Raw genomic sequence first — 16,314 nt, 5'->3', positions numbered from 1 at the left:
AGTGAGGATTTAGATGAGCAGAAAAAGAAAAGAAATAGATAAAAGAGATATTAATATAGAAATTGAGTTTATGGGAACGTTGGATTTAGATGCTTTCTTCAGAAAGAAAGCACTTGAAATTATAGAAAAAATTAACAAAACGTGTTAATATGTTCCTAATAGTAAATATTAAGTGATTATAATAGTAGGTACGAGGTATATATATGAATGAAAAATTAAGAGTAGCGACTTATTCAAGAGTTTCAACAAAATTTGAATCCCAAAAAACGTCAATCATAAATCAAGAAAATTATTTTGAAAGATTGTTGGAAAAGCATAAAAATGAATGGGAGTTATTTAGAAATTATGTTGATGAAGGAATTACAGGTACGAGCTTGAGGAAGAGAAAAGAATTTGCTCAACTAATTGAAGATGCTAAAACAAAAAAGTTTGATATATTAGTAGCTAAAAGTATGACAAGATTTGGAAGGAATAGGGCAGATACTTCAAATATATTAGTAAAAATACTTTTTCCACTAGGTATTAGAGTTATATTTGTTGAAGAAAAACTTGATAGTGATATAAGGGAAGATAGACAAAAATTTGGCTTGTTTGAGTGGTTAGCCGAAATTGAAAGTGCAAAGATTAGTGACAGAATCAATTGGACTATAGAGCAGCAGCGTGAAAAAGGATTATTCACTGGTAATAGACCTCCTTATGGTTATACTCTAGATAACCATGTGTTAGTTATTAATAAAGATGAGAGTAATAATGTTGAAACAATGTTCAATTTATATACTCAGGGATATGGGATTCAAAAAATTGTAAATTATTTGAATGAAAATGATATATCACCCAAGAACGCCGTTAAATGGTCAAAAACAACAGTAATTCAGATATTGTCAAATCCAAACTACACGGGAAGTTTATATCAAAGAAGAACAAAAACAAAAGACCCAATCTCAAAAGAACTCATTAAATTTGAAAAGAGCGATTGGCTAATCACAAAAAATACTCATGAAGCAATAATAAGTGAAGAAGTTTTTAATAATGTTCAGATTGAGAAAGAAAGAAGATTTAAACTGACTGAGAACAATACTAAATATTCAGGAATCAATTTATTTTCTGGAATAATTAGATGTGGACGATGTAAATCGTATTATGTGCGAAAAAAAGTACATGGGAAATATATTTATTCTTGTTCTGAGTATGAAAAATTAGGAGTAATAAGTAATTGTTCACGTGAAGCAATTGATGAGGAAGTATTGAAACGTGCAATTAATAATATGATTGTTTCTTTGTTAGATAGAACATATATAGATAAACTTTATTCTGGAATGTTATCAAAAATAGGTGTACCTAAGAATGATGCAACAAAAAAGCTTAAAAATATTAAGAGTCAGCTTGAAAAACTATACACTAAGCAAAAAAAACTTCTTGACTCCTATTTTGGTGATAATATTATAGGATTAACTGAGATACAATTTATAGAGTTTAACAAGGAGATTCAAGAAGAAATAAACTCGTTACAGAATGAAAAGTCTACTTTTACTTCAATAATAAATGATACTAAAAAACTAGAAGAAAAATATATATCATTTAAAGAAGAACTTGTATCTATGAGAGATATCAATACTTGGACTAACAGTAATATAAGAGAATTCTTCCCTGAAATAATAGTATTGGATAGAAATACGTTGAAAGTTTGTATGGGGCTAGGTAAAAGGTATAATATGTTGTTCCTTGATGGTAATAATCGACTGTGCCTATAGTATGGGTACAAACCAATTAATTAAAGAAGGAGCTAAACTGGTATTGAATGCCTCAGATATTTTGGAAGAATTTGAATACAGTGGAATACAGAATTTTATACCTATCCATGAGGATACCAATAATATAATCAGTAAAAAATACCTAAATATATTTAAAGGACTAACAACTGACGAAATAAAAGTATTAAAGGTAATTTTAAACGGAGCACATAATATTGAAGAAATTCTTGAAAGAAGTAATATTTCTGCAAAAGATGCAAACAGTGTACTTTTTATGCTTGAAATGAAAGGAATAATCGGACAGAACCCCGGTAAATTATTTGAGGTTATAATATAGTCATAATACATAAAAAAAATAAGAATAATTTCGAGTAATTAATGTAGAATTACTAATGTGAGGTTGACAGATTGAAAAAACCAGTTTAAATTAGTAGGTGTTTAATAATATATTATACAGAAAATGGATATTCGACACGGAGGAATAAAATGGCTGATAACCTGGTTATTGTGGAGTCTCCCGGAAAAGTTAAATCTATAAGCAAATTTTTAGGTAAGGGATATAAGGTAGAGGCTTCTGTCGGGCATGTTAGGGATTTACCTAAAAGTCAGATGGGTGTTGATATTGATAATGATTTTGAGCCCAAGTATATTACTATAAGAGGCAAGGGCGATGTTATATCAAAGCTGAAAAAAGAAGCCAAGGCAGCAAAAAAAGTGTTTCTTGCAACTGACCCTGACCGTGAAGGTGAGGCGATATCCTGGCACTTGGCCAAAATATTAAATATTGATGAAAAGCAGAAGTGTAGGGTTTCATTTAATGAAATAACACAAAATGCGGTAAAGAATGCTGTAAAACAGCCAAGAACAATAGATATGGGCCTTGTTGATGCACAGCAGGCAAGAAGAGTACTGGACAGAATAGTAGGCTATAAGATAAGCCCTCTGCTTTGGAAGAAAGTAAAAAAAGGCTTGAGTGCAGGAAGAGTACAATCTGTAGCTACAAAAATGATTTGCGACAGAGAAGATGAAATAGAAAATTTTGAGTCACAGGAATATTGGTCAATAACGGCAAAGCTTACAAAACCAAAAGCAAGTCCGAATTTTGAAGCAAGATTCTATGGCATAGGCAAGGAAAAAATTGAATTAACAAATGAGGAACAGGTTAATTCCATTTTAGATGAAATAAATAAAAGCCAATATATTGTGCAAAAGGTTAAAGAACAGGAAAAGAAAAGGGCAGCTGCAGCACCTTTTATTACCAGTACATTACAGCAGGAAGCTTCCAGAAAACTGGGATTTACAACCAAGAGGACCATGATGGTTGCACAGCAGCTATACGAAGGTATTGAAATAAAGGGTCATGGCTCTGTCGGTCTTATAACCTATATGAGAACAGACTCAACAAGGATATCAACAGATGCACAGAACGAGGCCAGAGAGTATATTAAGACAAAGTATGGACAGGATTATATACCTGAAAATCCAAGGGTATATAAAAACAAATCAGCTTCTCAGGATGCCCACGAAGCAATACGTCCAACATATATGGATATGGCACCTGAGGGACTAAAGGAATTTCTTAGTGCTGAACAATACAAGCTCTACAAGCTTATCTGGGACAGATTTATATCAAGTCAGATGTCATCTGCCATATACGACACTGTAGCAGCTGATATTACCGCAGGGAAATACATGTTCAAAGCGAATGGATCAAAAGTAAAATTTCCGGGATTCATGGTATTGTATATTGAAGGGAATGACGTTGAAGGCAAGGATGAAGATGGGGAGCAGAATGAAAAGGAAAACAACCTGCCTCAGCTGAATGAAGGAGATATTCTTGAATTGAAAAAGAATACGCCAAAGCAGCATTTTACGCAACCTCCTGCCAGATACACCGAGGCAACCCTTGTAAGGGCTTTGGAAGAAAAAGGGATAGGAAGACCTAGTACCTATGCCCCTACAATTACAACTATTTTATCCCGTGGGTATGTTCTAAAGGAAAAGAAGTTGTTGGTACCGACAGAACTTGGGAAAATAGTAAATGACATAATGAAGAACCATTTCGAGAACATTGTTGATACAAAATTTACTGCTCAGATGGAAAGCGAACTGGATGATGTCGAAGATGGTAACAAAGAATGGAAGGCCGTAATGAGGGATTTTTATTCTTCATTTGCAGGAGTACTTAAAGAGGCCGAAGAATCAATAGGCGATGTTGAATTACCTGTAGAGGTATCAGACGTACAATGTGATAAGTGTGGAAGGTATATGGTTGTTAAACATGGAAGATTCGGTAAATTTCTTGCTTGTCCCGGGTTTCCAGAATGTAGAAATACAAAACCGATTGTAGAAGAGGCTGGGGTGGAATGTCCTCTTTGCAAGGGAAAGGTACTCATTAAAAAGACTAAAAAAGGTAAAAAGTATATCGGTTGTGAGAGAAATCCGGAATGTTCGTTTATGAGCTGGGATATGCCGAGTCCAAATAAGGAAATGTGTCCTGTTTGTGGAGCATTTATGCTTCAAAAATCCTCCGGTAAAAAGAAGGCTCTTAAATGCAGCAATGACAAGTGTACCAGTAATACGGAAACCTCAACAGATACTAAATAAATTTTGAAAATAGAACAATTTTCACATTGTATATTAACAAAATATTATTTATACTTATAATAGTTAATGTTAACCGAAGGTAATAAAAATCTGCTTTCGGTTAATTTTATTTATTGACATAAATTGAAGGAGACTTTAGATGTGTAAGAAAGTAAATGTAATAGGAGCAGGACTTGCGGGATGTGAAGCGGCGTACCAGATAGCGAAAAGGGGTATTAATGTAACTCTTTATGAGATGAAGCCTGAAAAAAGCAGCCCTGCTCACCATTCTAGCGATTTTGCAGAGTTGGTGTGCAGTAACTCTCTGCGTTCTGATCAACTTGAAAATGCAGTGGGACTACTGAAAGAGGAACTTAGAACTATGGATTCTTTGATAATGAAAGCTGCTGATGAGACCAGGGTTCCTGCAGGAGGAGCACTTGCAGTAGATAGAGAAGGATTCTCACAATATATAACCAGAGAAATTAAAGAAAATAGTAACATTGAAATAGTTAATAGAGAAATGGATACAGTACCTGATGAAAATATAACTATTATTGCAACAGGGCCTCTGACATCAGAACCGATGTTTAATTATATAAAAGGTATTACCGGTGAAGAATATCTTCACTTTTTTGACGCTGCAGCACCAATAGTTACCTATGATTCAATAAACATGAACAAGGCATTTAAGGCTGCAAGGTACGGAAAGGGCTCTGAAGATTACATAAATTGCCCAATGACCAAGGAAGAGTACGAAATCTTTTATGACGCCCTAATTAGTGCGGAAGCTGCTGAAGTAAAAGACTTTGAGAAGAATATGGTTTTTGAAGGCTGTATGCCTATAGAAAGTATGGCACTCAGGGGAAAAGACACCATGAGGTTCGGGCCACTAAAACCTGTAGGTCTGGTTGATGAAAGGACGAACATAAAGTCCTACGCCGTAGTGCAGCTTAGACAGGATAATAAAAATGCAACTCTGTACAATATAGTTGGTTTTCAGACTCATTTAAAATGGCCCGAGCAAAAAAGGGTTTTCAGACTGATACCAGGACTGGAAAATGCAGAGTTCGTCAGATATGGTGTAATGCATAGAAATACCTATATCAATTCGCCTAAGCTGCTCGATAACACATACAGATTAAAGAGCAATGAAAATTTGTACTTTGCAGGGCAGATAACCGGGGTTGAAGGATATATAGAATCAACTTCATCAGGTTTTGTAGCAGGAATCAATGCAGCAGCACAATGTATGGGAAACGGAAGAACTGTTTTTCCGCCTAATACCGCAATTGGAGCATTAAGTAATTATATTTCTGATGGAAGTGTAAGAAATTTCCAACCAATGAATGTTAATTTCGGAATATTTAACGGGATAGACGATTTAATTGTTTCCATAAGAGATAAGAAAAAACGAAATATGGAAATTGCAAAAAAATCTGTTGATTTTGTCAAAAAAGTAGAACTTTAAGGACACTATAATCTGGGGAATTAGTCCTAATATGGTATAATAAGCTTTATTTATTGTATTTTTAAACTTTATATGCTAGAATTTAGCTAATAAAAAAGTTATTGGATATATGCTATAAATTGGGAGCGGGGTTATATATGATAGAAAAATTATACGAAAAGAGCAATTTACTTGAAAAGTCTCTAAATGCCTCATGGGCCAGAAACGAGGTTATATCCCAGAATTTGGCTAATGTAGATACTCCGAATTATAAAAGAAAGGATGTTACTTTTGAAGAGTACCTGAATGATTCCCTTGATAGTAAAAAGCTTGAGGGGATTACAACTGATGAAAGGCATATACCTATAAAATCAAAAAATATTGATAAGATTAAGCCTGAAATTACTCAGGACAATTCAGATACGAGTATGCGTATTGATGGAAATAATGTTGATATAGACAGTGAAATGGCTTATCTGGCTAAAAACACCATTCAATATAATTCGCTGATCCAAATGATTAATAATAATTATAGCAAGATTAAAAATGTAATTTCAGAGGGGAGACGCTGATTATGGGTATTTTTAGTGCATTGGATATAAGTGCTTCCGGACTTACTGCACAAAGAGTACGAATGGATACCATTTCTCAGAATATTGCTAACGCAAACACTACAAGAACTGCGGACGGTACTCCGTATAGAAGAAGAGAAGTAGTATTTGAAGAACGTTCAGATTCAAATTCATTTTCTCAGGCCTTGGATAACGCATCAAACAGACTTAATGGCGGTAACGGAGTCAGGGTCAGTAGTATTATGGAAGATCCTACAGAGTTTAAAAAGGTATACGATCCTGGGCATCCTGATGCTGATGCAGAAGGATATGTAAACATGCCAAATGTAGATATTGTTACGGAAATGGTTAATATGATTTCAGCAACAAGATCGTATGAAGCCAATGTTACATCGGTAAATGCCACCAAATCTATGGCTTTGAAAGCTTTGGAGATTGGTAAATAATTGTAGATGACCGGAACACTTTAGTTTAAATTCTATGATTGTAGTTGTAAATCAGGGGGGTTAAGGTATGGCGGTAGACAAGATAGGGGAAGTACAACGATTAATACCTGATAATTTTAGTCTTAAAGGAATTAATGACGATAAAAATACGCCTGAGGTAAGTTTTGGAGATTACTTGAAATCAGCACTTACAAAGGTGTCAGATCTGGAAAATCAATCTAATAAATTACAAGAAGATTTTGCTTTAGGCAAAACGGATAATATTCCCGAAGTTTTAATTGCTGGAGAAAAAGCTAGTGTTGCTCTGCAGTTTACCATGCAAATAAGAAACAAGATTTTAGATGCATATTCTGAAATAATGAGAATGCAGATATAATCAGGAATTTATGTTAATTCTGTAGTATTATGTAAATTTATTTTTAGGTTTCTATAAAATGAAAACTAATGATGAAATAAATTAATTGATGAGGTGGTAGCTTTGCCAGAATTTTTAACCCGATTGCTCAAGCCGCTTCTTGACTTCTGGAAGGGATTAGATAAATCTCAAAGAACGCGTATTTTTATTATAACAGGTATTGTGGTAGTCTCTGTAGGTATAGGACTATTTTTAATTACAAGGCCGGCTTATACTACTGTTATTAGCGATGCTAGTCCTGAAGATGTTGCTGCAATGCAAAAAATCTTAAAGGAAAAAGGAATTTCATACAAGCTTACTGATGACAAATCAGGAATTATTGTAAATGAAAAGGACAGTGACGAAGCCCATTTTGAATTATCAACAGGTTACTCAAAAAATGGCCTTACTTTCGCTGATGCTCTCAGTAATTTAAAGATAAACACAACGGAAAGTGATAAAAAGCATATCTGGCAGCAGCTTGATGAATCAGATATTGCCAGACAGTTAAAGCTTTTTCAGAATATTGAAGATGCTAATGTGACTATAGTCAGACCTGAAAAGACCCTTTTGATTGATGATAGTAATAGTAAGGACGCAAAGGCGTCGGTTGTTATTACTCCCAAAGATGAAATAAGTGCCAAACAGGCTGAAAGTATAGTAAAGCTAGTTGCAAGCAGTGTTGAGGGGTTGGATCCCAAAAACGTAACTGTTGTGGACAATAAAGGAAACGTACTTAATACAGACAGTGACACCGGGATAGATAAAACGTCCACTCAATACGACATGAAGAAGAAGTACAAAAATGACCTTGAAAAAAATGTAAGAGAAGTATTGGTTGATCAATTAGATAGTTTTGATACAGCCAAAGTAGTTGTAAATCCGGTTCTTGATTTTGATACCTTGACTCAGTCCTCAAAGGAATTTACAAATCCTAATGGTGCAGACTCAGGTGCTATCATTAGCAGACAAGAGACAAAGGAAAATTTAAAAAACGGGGATACCGGAGGAACGCCCGGTGTAAATTCAAACCCCGGGACAACGCCATCCTATCCGGCGGGTTCTGACGATTCTAAATCTTATAACAAATCAGATGTGACTGAGAATTTCCAGTACAATGAAACAAATAAACAAAGTGAAAAGTCTTTGGGAGAGCTTATTCCAGAGAGATCTTCAGCTGCCATTACTTTATTATACGGCAACAGAGTTGCTGATGATTCAAAGCTTAATGATGAGATGATTACTCAAGTCAAGAATTTAGCCAGTATGGCAACAGGGATTCCTGTGGAAAACATTGCAATTACAAAGCTGAAGGTTCAGCCTCCTGTAGTAGAAACACCTTCTACGGCAGATACATTAAAGAATCTTATATCCAATTATGGTTTACTTGCATTATTGGCATTGATGGTTATAGCTTTTGTGATAATTGCTCTGCCGAAAAAATCAAAGCAGAAATTGGAGCCTGCATTTGCAGTTGATGACGATACTGCAATTACATCTACCAAGTTTGCATATAATGACATTAGACCTGAGCCTGTACCTGAAATTGATACCGAGGAAAGGTCAGAAGTTAAAAAGCAGATTGATAAGTTTGTTAAGCAAAAGCCAGATGCTGTTGCACAGCTTTTAAGAAATTGGTTAACAGATGATTATGAATAGAAAAATGTATATGTGGGGTGAAAAGCTTGGCTAAAGCAAGTGCAAAGACAGAATACAGTGGCAGGGAAAAAGCTGCAATGCTTCTCATTTCCCTTGGCCCTGATAAGTCAGCTGAGATATTCAAGCATTTAAAAGAGGATGAGATAGAGCAGTTAACCTTGGAAATTGCCAACATAAGGGCTGTATCTCCTGATGAAAAGGAAAGAGTTCTTGAGGAGTTCTATCAGATATGTCTTGCACAGGAGTATATTGCCGAAGGTGGTATCGGATATGCAAAAGATATACTTGAGAAGGCTTTAGGCTCACAAAAGGCTGTAGACATAATAAATAAACTTACAGTATCATTACAGGTTAGGCCTTTTGATTTTGTGAGAAAAACTGATCCGTCACAGTTGCTTAACTTTATTCAAGGGGAGCATCCTCAGACAATAGCATTGATACTGGCGTATTTAAAACCACACCAGGCGTCTGTAGTGCTGTCAGCCCTTCCGCAGGACAAGCAAGCAGATGTTGCACGTAGAGTAGCTACGATGGACAGAACATCTCCTGATATAATAAAGGAAGTTGAACGAATCCTTGAAAAAAAACTTTCTTCTTTGGTTACAGAGGATTATACTGCTGCCGGTGGTGTTCAATCAATTGTTGACATCCTCAACTCTGTTGACAGAGGAACGGAAAAATTCATTATGGAAACATTGGAAATCGAAGATACCGATCTTGCAGAAGAAATTAAGAGACGTATGTTCGTATTCGAAGATATTCTTACTCTTGACGGAAGATCAATTCAGAGATTCCTCAGAGAAGTTGATAACAACCAGTTGGCTGTTGCTCTTAAGGGTGCAACAGACGATGTACAGAAGCTTATATTTGCCAATATGTCCAAGCGTCTGAGCGAAATGATCAGAGAAGATTTGGAATTTATGGGACCTGTAAGGCTCAAAGATGTTGAAGAAGCACAACAGAAGATTGTTAATATTATTCGTAAGCTTGAGGATGCAGGCGAGATAGTTATTTCAAGAGGGGGAGGCGACGAAATAATTGTCTAATAAGATATATAAAAACAATCAGGTAAATGTAGGCGTTCCGTTTCAAGTTAAGTTTCCTGTAACATACCAGCCTCCCGTAAGAAATATAGGACTTAAACTGGATTTAGAGCAGGACGATGAAGATGACCAGCAACAAGTCGATTATAATGCTATGGGCCAAGACATTATTAATAAGGCCAAAGCAGAAGCAGATATGATAATAAAGGAAGCCTTGCTGGAAGCAAAGGATATTTTAAAAAATGCATCTGTTGATGTTGAAAATCTTAAACAACAGGTTTATGGAGAAGCAAGGTCAGAGGGCTATGAGCAGGGATTAGCTCTAGCAAAACAGGAATATGAAGCTCTTATCAAGGAAGCTCAGGATATTAAGACACAAGCTGGTATTGAATACAAGAAGGTTCTGGATTCTCTGGAAGAGGATTCGGTAAACACCATTATTGATATCGCAAAAAAAGTAATCAGTAAAGAACTGGAAAGTAAGCAGAATATATTGCTCTTGGTTAAGGATGCTTTTGAAAAGTGTTCAAAAGATCGGAAGGCAGTTCTTAAATTAAGTGAGCAGGATTTTGATTTTGTGAACGAGAATAAGGATGAATTGGAATCAATGCTTGAAAGGTCTGAGGAAATTGAAATTAAAAAAGACCTTTCATTAAAAGAAGGTGGCTGCATTATCGAGACTTCTTTCGGCAGCATAGATGCAAGCGCAGCAACTAAAATAGAAAAAATAGAAAATGACTTTAAAGACATATTAAATGAATCAACAAATTAAGGTGCGTTGCAGCTTTCTTTACAGGAGGTCAAATGTCAGGCGTTAACCTAATAAAATACAGGGAAGCATTAAAGTCAAAAGAATATATAGATTATATCGGTAAGGTTTCAAAGGTTGTAGGACTTACTATAGAATCGGATGGCCCCCAGGTGAGTATTGGGAACCTTTGTAATATACATATCCCCGGTGGCAATAAACTTAAAGCAGAAGTAGTAGGCTTTAAGGATGAAAAGGTTTTATTAATGCCCTTGGGTGAAATGCTGGGTATTGGGCCGGGAAGTACTGTTTCAGCCAATGGCGATACATTAAAGGTTGCAGTGGGACCTGAATTGATAGGCCGTGTTTTGGACGGTTTGGGAAACCCGATAGACGATAAGGGAAGCTTGCAATCCAAACATTTTTATAAAACCGATAATAAGCCTCCTAACCCTTTAACCAGAAAAAGGATTTCAGAGCCCTTACCTTTGGGAGTAAGAGCTATTGATGGACTTTTAACAATAGGTAAAGGACAAAGAGTTGGTATTTTTGCCGGTAGTGGTGTCGGTAAGAGCACTTTGATGGGTATGGTTGCTAGAAATACAAAAGCTGATATAAATGTTATTGCTTTAATTGGAGAACGAGGAAGAGAAGTAAGGGAGTTCTTGGAAAGGGATTTAACGGACGAAGGACTGGCAAGGTCAGTAGTTGTAGTAGCTACTTCTGACCAACCTGCATTAATAAGGCTTAAAGGAGCCATGGTTGCCACTGCGATTGCTGAATACTTCAGGGATTGTGGCAAGGATGTACTGCTTTTGATGGATTCATTGACAAGATATGCAATGGCACAAAGAGAAGTAGGACTTTCCATAGGGGAACCTCCTGTTTCACGAGGATATACACCGTCGGTTTTCTCTGTATTTCCGAAATTGCTTGAGAGAGCAGGGACTTCTGAGAAGGGGTCTATAACAGGATTGTACACTGTACTGGTAGATGGTGATGACCTTACGGAACCTGTAACTGATACTGCCAGAGGAATCCTTGACGGACATATTGTCCTGTCAAGAGCAATGGCAAACAAAAATCATTATCCTGCTATTGACGTTCTTGCAAGTGTCAGCAGGGTTATGGGTGACATTATTAATAAAGAACATAAAAAATCTGCCAATGAAATAAAGAAAATAATGGCTGTGCATAGAGACGCAGAGGATTTAATCAATATAGGTGCATATGTAAAAGGAAGTAATGAGAAGATAGACTATGCAATAGAGAGTATTGATGATATAACTTCATTTCTTCAACAGGAAACCGATGAAAAGGTAACGTTTGAGGATATACATTCACAAGTACTTAGTTTACTGAAATAGTAAAGGAGGCTGGGAGTGATTGCAAAAGTTCGGATTTAGACTTGAATCAGTACGGAACCTTAAAGTACAGATGGAGGACAATGCTAAAAATAACCTGGCCTTAGCTTCAAGAGAGTTAGAGAAGCAAAAAGAATTTTTGACCAGTTTGAAAACAACTAGAGAATCTTCTATCAGTGAACTTAATTCAAAGGTAGACCAAGGAATTTCCATTAGTCAAATAAAGGCCTATAATAATTATTTGTCCTTTTTAAAACAAAAAATAACAGAACAGAAAGAAAATGTATATATTGCCCAGAATCAAGTCGATATAAGAAGAGAGAGTCTGGTCAAAGCAGTACAGGAACGAAAGATACTGGATAAACTTAGAGAAAAGAAATATGGCGAGTTCTTGAAGGAACAGGGTAAAGCAGAACAACTATTAATAGATGAGCTTAACAGTTTTAAGTTCAAGGATGGTTCAGGAGAAGAAAATGCCGGAAAATATTAATTTTACAGAACAAGATGAAAAAGTAGAAACACTTTTTAAAAAGACAGAAATGTCAAAAAAACAAGAGAAAAAGACGACCAGTGCTCTTTTCTATATAGTATCAATAATAACAGCTTTGCTGCTTGTTGTCTTAATTATTGGGGGAGCATTATTTCTTGCTGTCAAATTTAATGTAAATGGTGTTGCAGACAGTATGGGTGACAGCATACGGGGCATACCTGTGTTAAAGTGGTCTCTGCCGGAGAAACCTGACCCCGAAGACGAGAAAAATATGACTGAAGAGCAGGTAAGAAGCAGATACAACGAGATTAAAACACAAAAAGAAGAATTGGAAAAACGGGTTGAAGACTTAACAAAGCAGTTAGATAATACTAAAAATCAGGTAACTGCAAAGGACAGTAATACCACATTGCTTCAGCAACAGAAGGACGCCCTTGAGACTGAAAAAAATAAATTGCAATCCCAAAAGGACAGTCTTCAAAAGGATTATGACAAACTGTTCGAGGTTATATCTGCTGGGGACACAACCGAATACAAGAACTATTTTAAGAAGGTTAACCCGCAAAAAGCTGAAGAACTGTATGAAAGCATTATGAAAGAAGAAAAGGTCAGTGACGATGTTAAAAAATATTGTTCAATATATGAACAAATGGACGCATCAGCTGTTGCCGGAATAATGGAACAGATGGGCAGCAGTAAAATGACACTGATAATTGATATAATGAAAAATCTCAAAAAGGATACCGCAGGTGAAATACTAACTGAAATGACACCTGCCTTTGCAGCAAAGGTATCTGAACAATTGGCTAAGGAATACAAGGTTGGTGTTTCAGGAACTACTCCCAAAAAATAATTCAGGTAATTGGGGGAACGGAGAATTCCTACCCCATTACATAAATATAATAAAAACAAGGAGGTGAGAAAATGATAATGACAAGTAGTAATTTACTAAAACTTAACTTGAATCAGGACAGCGGTAATGACATTTTGAATATTAAATCCAAAACCACACAGAGTTCACCCGGTACATCTTTTAAATCAGTACTTGATAACACTGTAAACAATTATTCAAAACGTAACGAGACTGCAGCAAACAACAATGTCGGGCAGGATAATGACAGTAAAACGAAGTTTAAGTCATTTGCAGAAGTTCAATTGAGTAAAAAGTCTGTATCTACAAAGTCAGTAGTGCAAGCCGATTCCAATAAGGAATTAGCAAATGTAAGCACAGACGAAGCTCAAGCATCTGAAAAGTATGATGATCAGATATTAGCTCTTGCACAAATGCTGGGGATTGCACCCGGACAGTTGGTTGACTTGGCAAAACAACTTGGTTTCTCGTTGAAAGATCTCAAGAATGTTGACAAACTGACTGTTTTTATGCAAAAGGTATCTGATTTGCTTGAACTAAATGACAAGCAAAAGGACATTCTGCTAAAGTTGGCTACAGAAGTTACAAAACAGATAAAACCTGAGTCAGTAGCCGTTACTGAAAATAGTAATAACATTCCGGCAAGTGAGGATATTAATCCACAGGCAGGAAAGGTGTCTATTGATTTGTCAAAGGTAGCTTTAAGTGTTAAAGAGAAGCTGGACACACTTATTGAAAACGGACAGAATAATCCGGGGCTAATCAGTGATGAAGCAGCTAAAATAATAGCGGTAATGAAATCTCAATCGCAATCAGTGGAAACTGCCGTTTCTCAAAATATTGATACTGATGTTGTAGAGGAAGTATCTCTAGAAGGTGACAGTAAAAAAGCTGATTCCGATAAAGTTCATACTGAAACTAAATCAAAAGATGTGCCCAAGGAAGACAATGATGAAAGTACAGAGTCAACCAAGCCACAGTTGGGACTGCAAGGGTTGAATACTTCAGCTGAAACAGCAACAACAGATGAGCAGAATTTGACTCAGAATTTTCAGGCAGTAGGAGACGTTAAGACCGTCCTAAATAACAACCAGATAGCTGCTGAAAAATCAGTTTTTTCAGTTCGCCAACCAATTAAAACCTCAGACGTTGTAAATCAGGTTATGGAACAGGCTAAAGTGATTCTGGGACAGGATAAAACAGAAATGATCATTCAGCTCAAGCCGGATCACCTAGGAAAGCTTGAACTAAAGGTTGTTACTGAGCAGGGTATTGTAGCTGCAAAATTTATAGCTGAAAGTCAGCAGGTAAAAGAAATTATTGAAACAAACATGCAGTTGCTGAAGGATTCACTGCAAAAGCAGGGCATAGCAATAGACGGTGTGAGTGTTCAGGTTGGACAGGAGAACAGAAGTGAAAACCGTAATCAGAGTTTGACTCAAGGTAAAAATAACGGTTCAGGAAACGGAATGAAGCATGCAGAAGGTGTGACCGGGTCAACTGTTGCCGGAGTAAGTCTTTTGGAGAATCTTCCCGAGAGGTTGGCACAGTATACAGATGATCTTAATACAATTAACCTGACTGCATAGAAGGGAGGTACGATTATGGCACAAACCAGCGGAATAAATAACTCACTTACAATTGATCAGATAATTGAAAGTACCAAGAGCAAGCAGGAGGCAGCTGCCAGAAAAACCGGCGGTGAGCTTGGAAAAAATGATTTTCTTAATCTTTTAGTAACACAGTTAAGATATCAGGATCCATTACAACCTGTAGACGACAAAGAGTTTATAGCCCAAATGGCTCAGTTCAGTTCTCTGGAACAAATGCAGAATATGAACGGTTCAATGACTAAATCTCAGGCATTCACCCTGATAGGAAAGGTTATTACTGCAACAACATCAGATGACAAAACTCTTGAAGTTAATTCCGTACAGGGTACAGTTACAAGTGTTAAAATGAAGGACGGAAAAACCTTTGTTGTGGTTAATAACAAGGACGTTGACGTAGACAGTATTACACAGGTTGATGACGCACTTTACAATTCCTATGAAAACCTGGCTGACTTTTCAAATCTGTTAGGTTATAAAGTAAAAGGTGCGGTATACGATTCATCTAATGGCAACGTTATTTATCTCTCAGGAAATGTTAAGCAGATTCAGAGAGGTGCAAATGAGGACTATGCGGTAATGGACGGAGTAAACGTTGAAATTGCCGAAGTAACAGGCTCGACTGCTGTAGATCCGAATTATATTAAGAACTATCTTGAACAAAAGGTAAACGGAACAACCGAAGCCGATAAGCAGGTTAAGGTAACCATAAAGGATAGTACCACAGGAGCAAAGGTACCTGTTACAGCAACATTGAAGAGCTATAGTATAGATGAAAACACAGGTAAGGTAACCGCAGTACTTGATAACATGTACATATCGGTATACAGTGTATCAAACATACAAAAGCCATAGATAGACACATTAGGAGTTGCTAAGTGAGAGAAGGTGAGTTATGGTAATCAATAATAATTATTCAAACAGGATAATTAAGCCGCCATTAACAACCGGGAAGGTTCAAACGGGGAATCCCAGAAATGTCAACAACAATGCTTCAGGAGTTAATTTTGAAAATTTTCTTCAGCAGGCGATTGACAAGGGTTCCGGAGTTAAATTTTCAAAGCATGCTGAAATGAGAATGCAAGCCAGAAATATTGATCTTACCCAGACTCAAAAAGATAAGATCAGTAATGCAGTTTCAAAAGCTCAGCAGAAAGGGATTAAGGACTCGCTGGTAATACTTGATGACATGGCATTTGTTGTTAACGTAAACAGTAAAACGGTTGTAACGGCAGTGAACAATAGTGAGTTAAAAGAAAACGTATTTACAAACATTGATGGTGCAATTTTTGCATAGCAAATGATATTCGGCTGGACCCTGACGGGAGGC

17 protein-coding genes are annotated in these 16,314 nt (G+C 36.4%); all 17 read left to right on the top strand.

The annotated features are described in order from the left end of the window. The first annotated feature begins 13 nt into the window (after positions 1 to 13). A complete protein-coding gene (locus CLO1100_RS21255; RefSeq protein ID WP_014313955.1) occupies positions 14 to 148 on the top strand; it encodes a hypothetical protein in 135 nt (44 codons plus the stop codon). A 55-nt stretch (positions 149 to 203) separates the two neighbouring features. Beyond that, complete coding sequence (locus CLO1100_RS11680) at positions 204 to 1,751, top strand: recombinase family protein (protein ID WP_014313954.1); 1,548 nt, start codon at positions 204 to 206, stop codon at positions 1,749 to 1,751. A 1-nt stretch (position 1,752) separates the two neighbouring features. Beyond that, positions 1,753 to 2,088: a helix-turn-helix domain-containing protein gene (locus CLO1100_RS11675; RefSeq protein ID WP_242836558.1), complete on the top strand. Its 336-nt coding sequence runs from the start codon at positions 1,753 to 1,755 to the stop codon at positions 2,086 to 2,088. Between the two features lie 149 nt (positions 2,089 to 2,237). Continuing rightward, positions 2,238 to 4,358, top strand: coding sequence for a type I DNA topoisomerase (topA, locus tag CLO1100_RS11670; RefSeq protein WP_014313953.1), 2,121 nt, complete (start codon positions 2,238 to 2,240; stop codon positions 4,356 to 4,358). Positions 4,359 to 4,497: 139 nt separating this feature from the next. After that, positions 4,498 to 5,808: a methylenetetrahydrofolate--tRNA-(uracil(54)-C(5))-methyltransferase (FADH(2)-oxidizing) TrmFO gene (trmFO, locus tag CLO1100_RS11665; RefSeq protein ID WP_014313952.1), complete on the top strand. Its 1,311-nt coding sequence runs from the start codon at positions 4,498 to 4,500 to the stop codon at positions 5,806 to 5,808. 137 nt (positions 5,809 to 5,945) lie between these two features. After that, complete coding sequence (gene flgB / locus CLO1100_RS11660) at positions 5,946 to 6,359, top strand: flagellar basal body rod protein FlgB (RefSeq protein WP_014313951.1); 414 nt, start codon at positions 5,946 to 5,948, stop codon at positions 6,357 to 6,359. A gap of 2 nt (positions 6,360 to 6,361) precedes the next feature. Then, entirely contained in the window at positions 6,362 to 6,805 is a 444-nt protein-coding gene (gene flgC / locus CLO1100_RS11655) for a flagellar basal body rod protein FlgC (protein ID WP_014313950.1), read from the top strand. A 67-nt stretch (positions 6,806 to 6,872) separates the two neighbouring features. Continuing rightward, positions 6,873 to 7,181 (top strand): flagellar hook-basal body complex protein FliE, encoded by a 309-nt coding sequence (gene fliE, locus CLO1100_RS11650; protein WP_014313949.1) that lies wholly within the window; start codon positions 6,873 to 6,875, stop codon positions 7,179 to 7,181. A gap of 102 nt (positions 7,182 to 7,283) precedes the next feature. Continuing rightward, a complete protein-coding gene (gene fliF, locus CLO1100_RS11645) occupies positions 7,284 to 8,858 on the top strand; it encodes a flagellar basal-body MS-ring/collar protein FliF (RefSeq protein WP_014313948.1) in 1,575 nt (524 codons plus the stop codon). Between the two features lie 26 nt (positions 8,859 to 8,884). Next, positions 8,885 to 9,904 (top strand): flagellar motor switch protein FliG, encoded by a 1,020-nt coding sequence (gene fliG / locus CLO1100_RS11640; protein ID WP_031341797.1) that lies wholly within the window; start codon positions 8,885 to 8,887, stop codon positions 9,902 to 9,904. Continuing rightward, complete coding sequence (locus CLO1100_RS11635; RefSeq protein ID WP_014313946.1) at positions 9,897 to 10,673, top strand: FliH/SctL family protein; 777 nt, start codon at positions 9,897 to 9,899, stop codon at positions 10,671 to 10,673. The genes fliG and CLO1100_RS11635 overlap by 8 nt, the downstream gene beginning before the upstream one ends. Before the next feature lie 32 nt (positions 10,674 to 10,705). Then, a complete protein-coding gene (gene fliI / locus CLO1100_RS11630) occupies positions 10,706 to 12,016 on the top strand; it encodes a flagellar protein export ATPase FliI (protein WP_014313945.1) in 1,311 nt (436 codons plus the stop codon). Positions 12,017 to 12,035: 19 nt separating this feature from the next. After that, positions 12,036 to 12,503, top strand: a complete 468-nt coding sequence (gene fliJ, locus CLO1100_RS11625) for a flagellar export protein FliJ (RefSeq protein WP_014313944.1) — start codon at positions 12,036 to 12,038, stop codon at positions 12,501 to 12,503. Continuing rightward, positions 12,487 to 13,356 carry a hypothetical protein gene (locus CLO1100_RS11620; protein ID WP_014313943.1) on the top strand — a complete coding sequence of 290 codons (870 nt, stop codon included), beginning with the start codon at positions 12,487 to 12,489 and terminating at the stop codon, positions 13,354 to 13,356. Before fliJ ends, CLO1100_RS11620 begins: the two co-directional genes overlap by 17 nt. A gap of 71 nt (positions 13,357 to 13,427) precedes the next feature. After that, positions 13,428 to 14,963, top strand: coding sequence for a flagellar hook-length control protein FliK (locus CLO1100_RS11615; RefSeq protein ID WP_014313942.1), 1,536 nt, complete (start codon positions 13,428 to 13,430; stop codon positions 14,961 to 14,963). 15 nt (positions 14,964 to 14,978) lie between these two features. Beyond that, positions 14,979 to 15,839: a flagellar hook capping FlgD N-terminal domain-containing protein gene (locus CLO1100_RS11610; RefSeq protein ID WP_014313941.1), complete on the top strand. Its 861-nt coding sequence runs from the start codon at positions 14,979 to 14,981 to the stop codon at positions 15,837 to 15,839. A gap of 40 nt (positions 15,840 to 15,879) precedes the next feature. Next, on the top strand, positions 15,880 to 16,281 hold the full coding sequence (locus CLO1100_RS11605; RefSeq protein WP_014313940.1) for a TIGR02530 family flagellar biosynthesis protein: 402 nt from the start codon (positions 15,880 to 15,882) through the stop codon (positions 16,279 to 16,281). Positions 16,282 to 16,314: the final 33 nt, after the last annotated feature.

The sequence above is a fragment of the Clostridium sp. BNL1100 genome (assembly GCF_000244875.1).
Lineage (GTDB): Bacteria > Bacillota > Clostridia > Acetivibrionales > DSM-1351 > Ruminiclostridium.
This window is presented reverse-complemented; position numbering and strand designations above follow the sequence as displayed.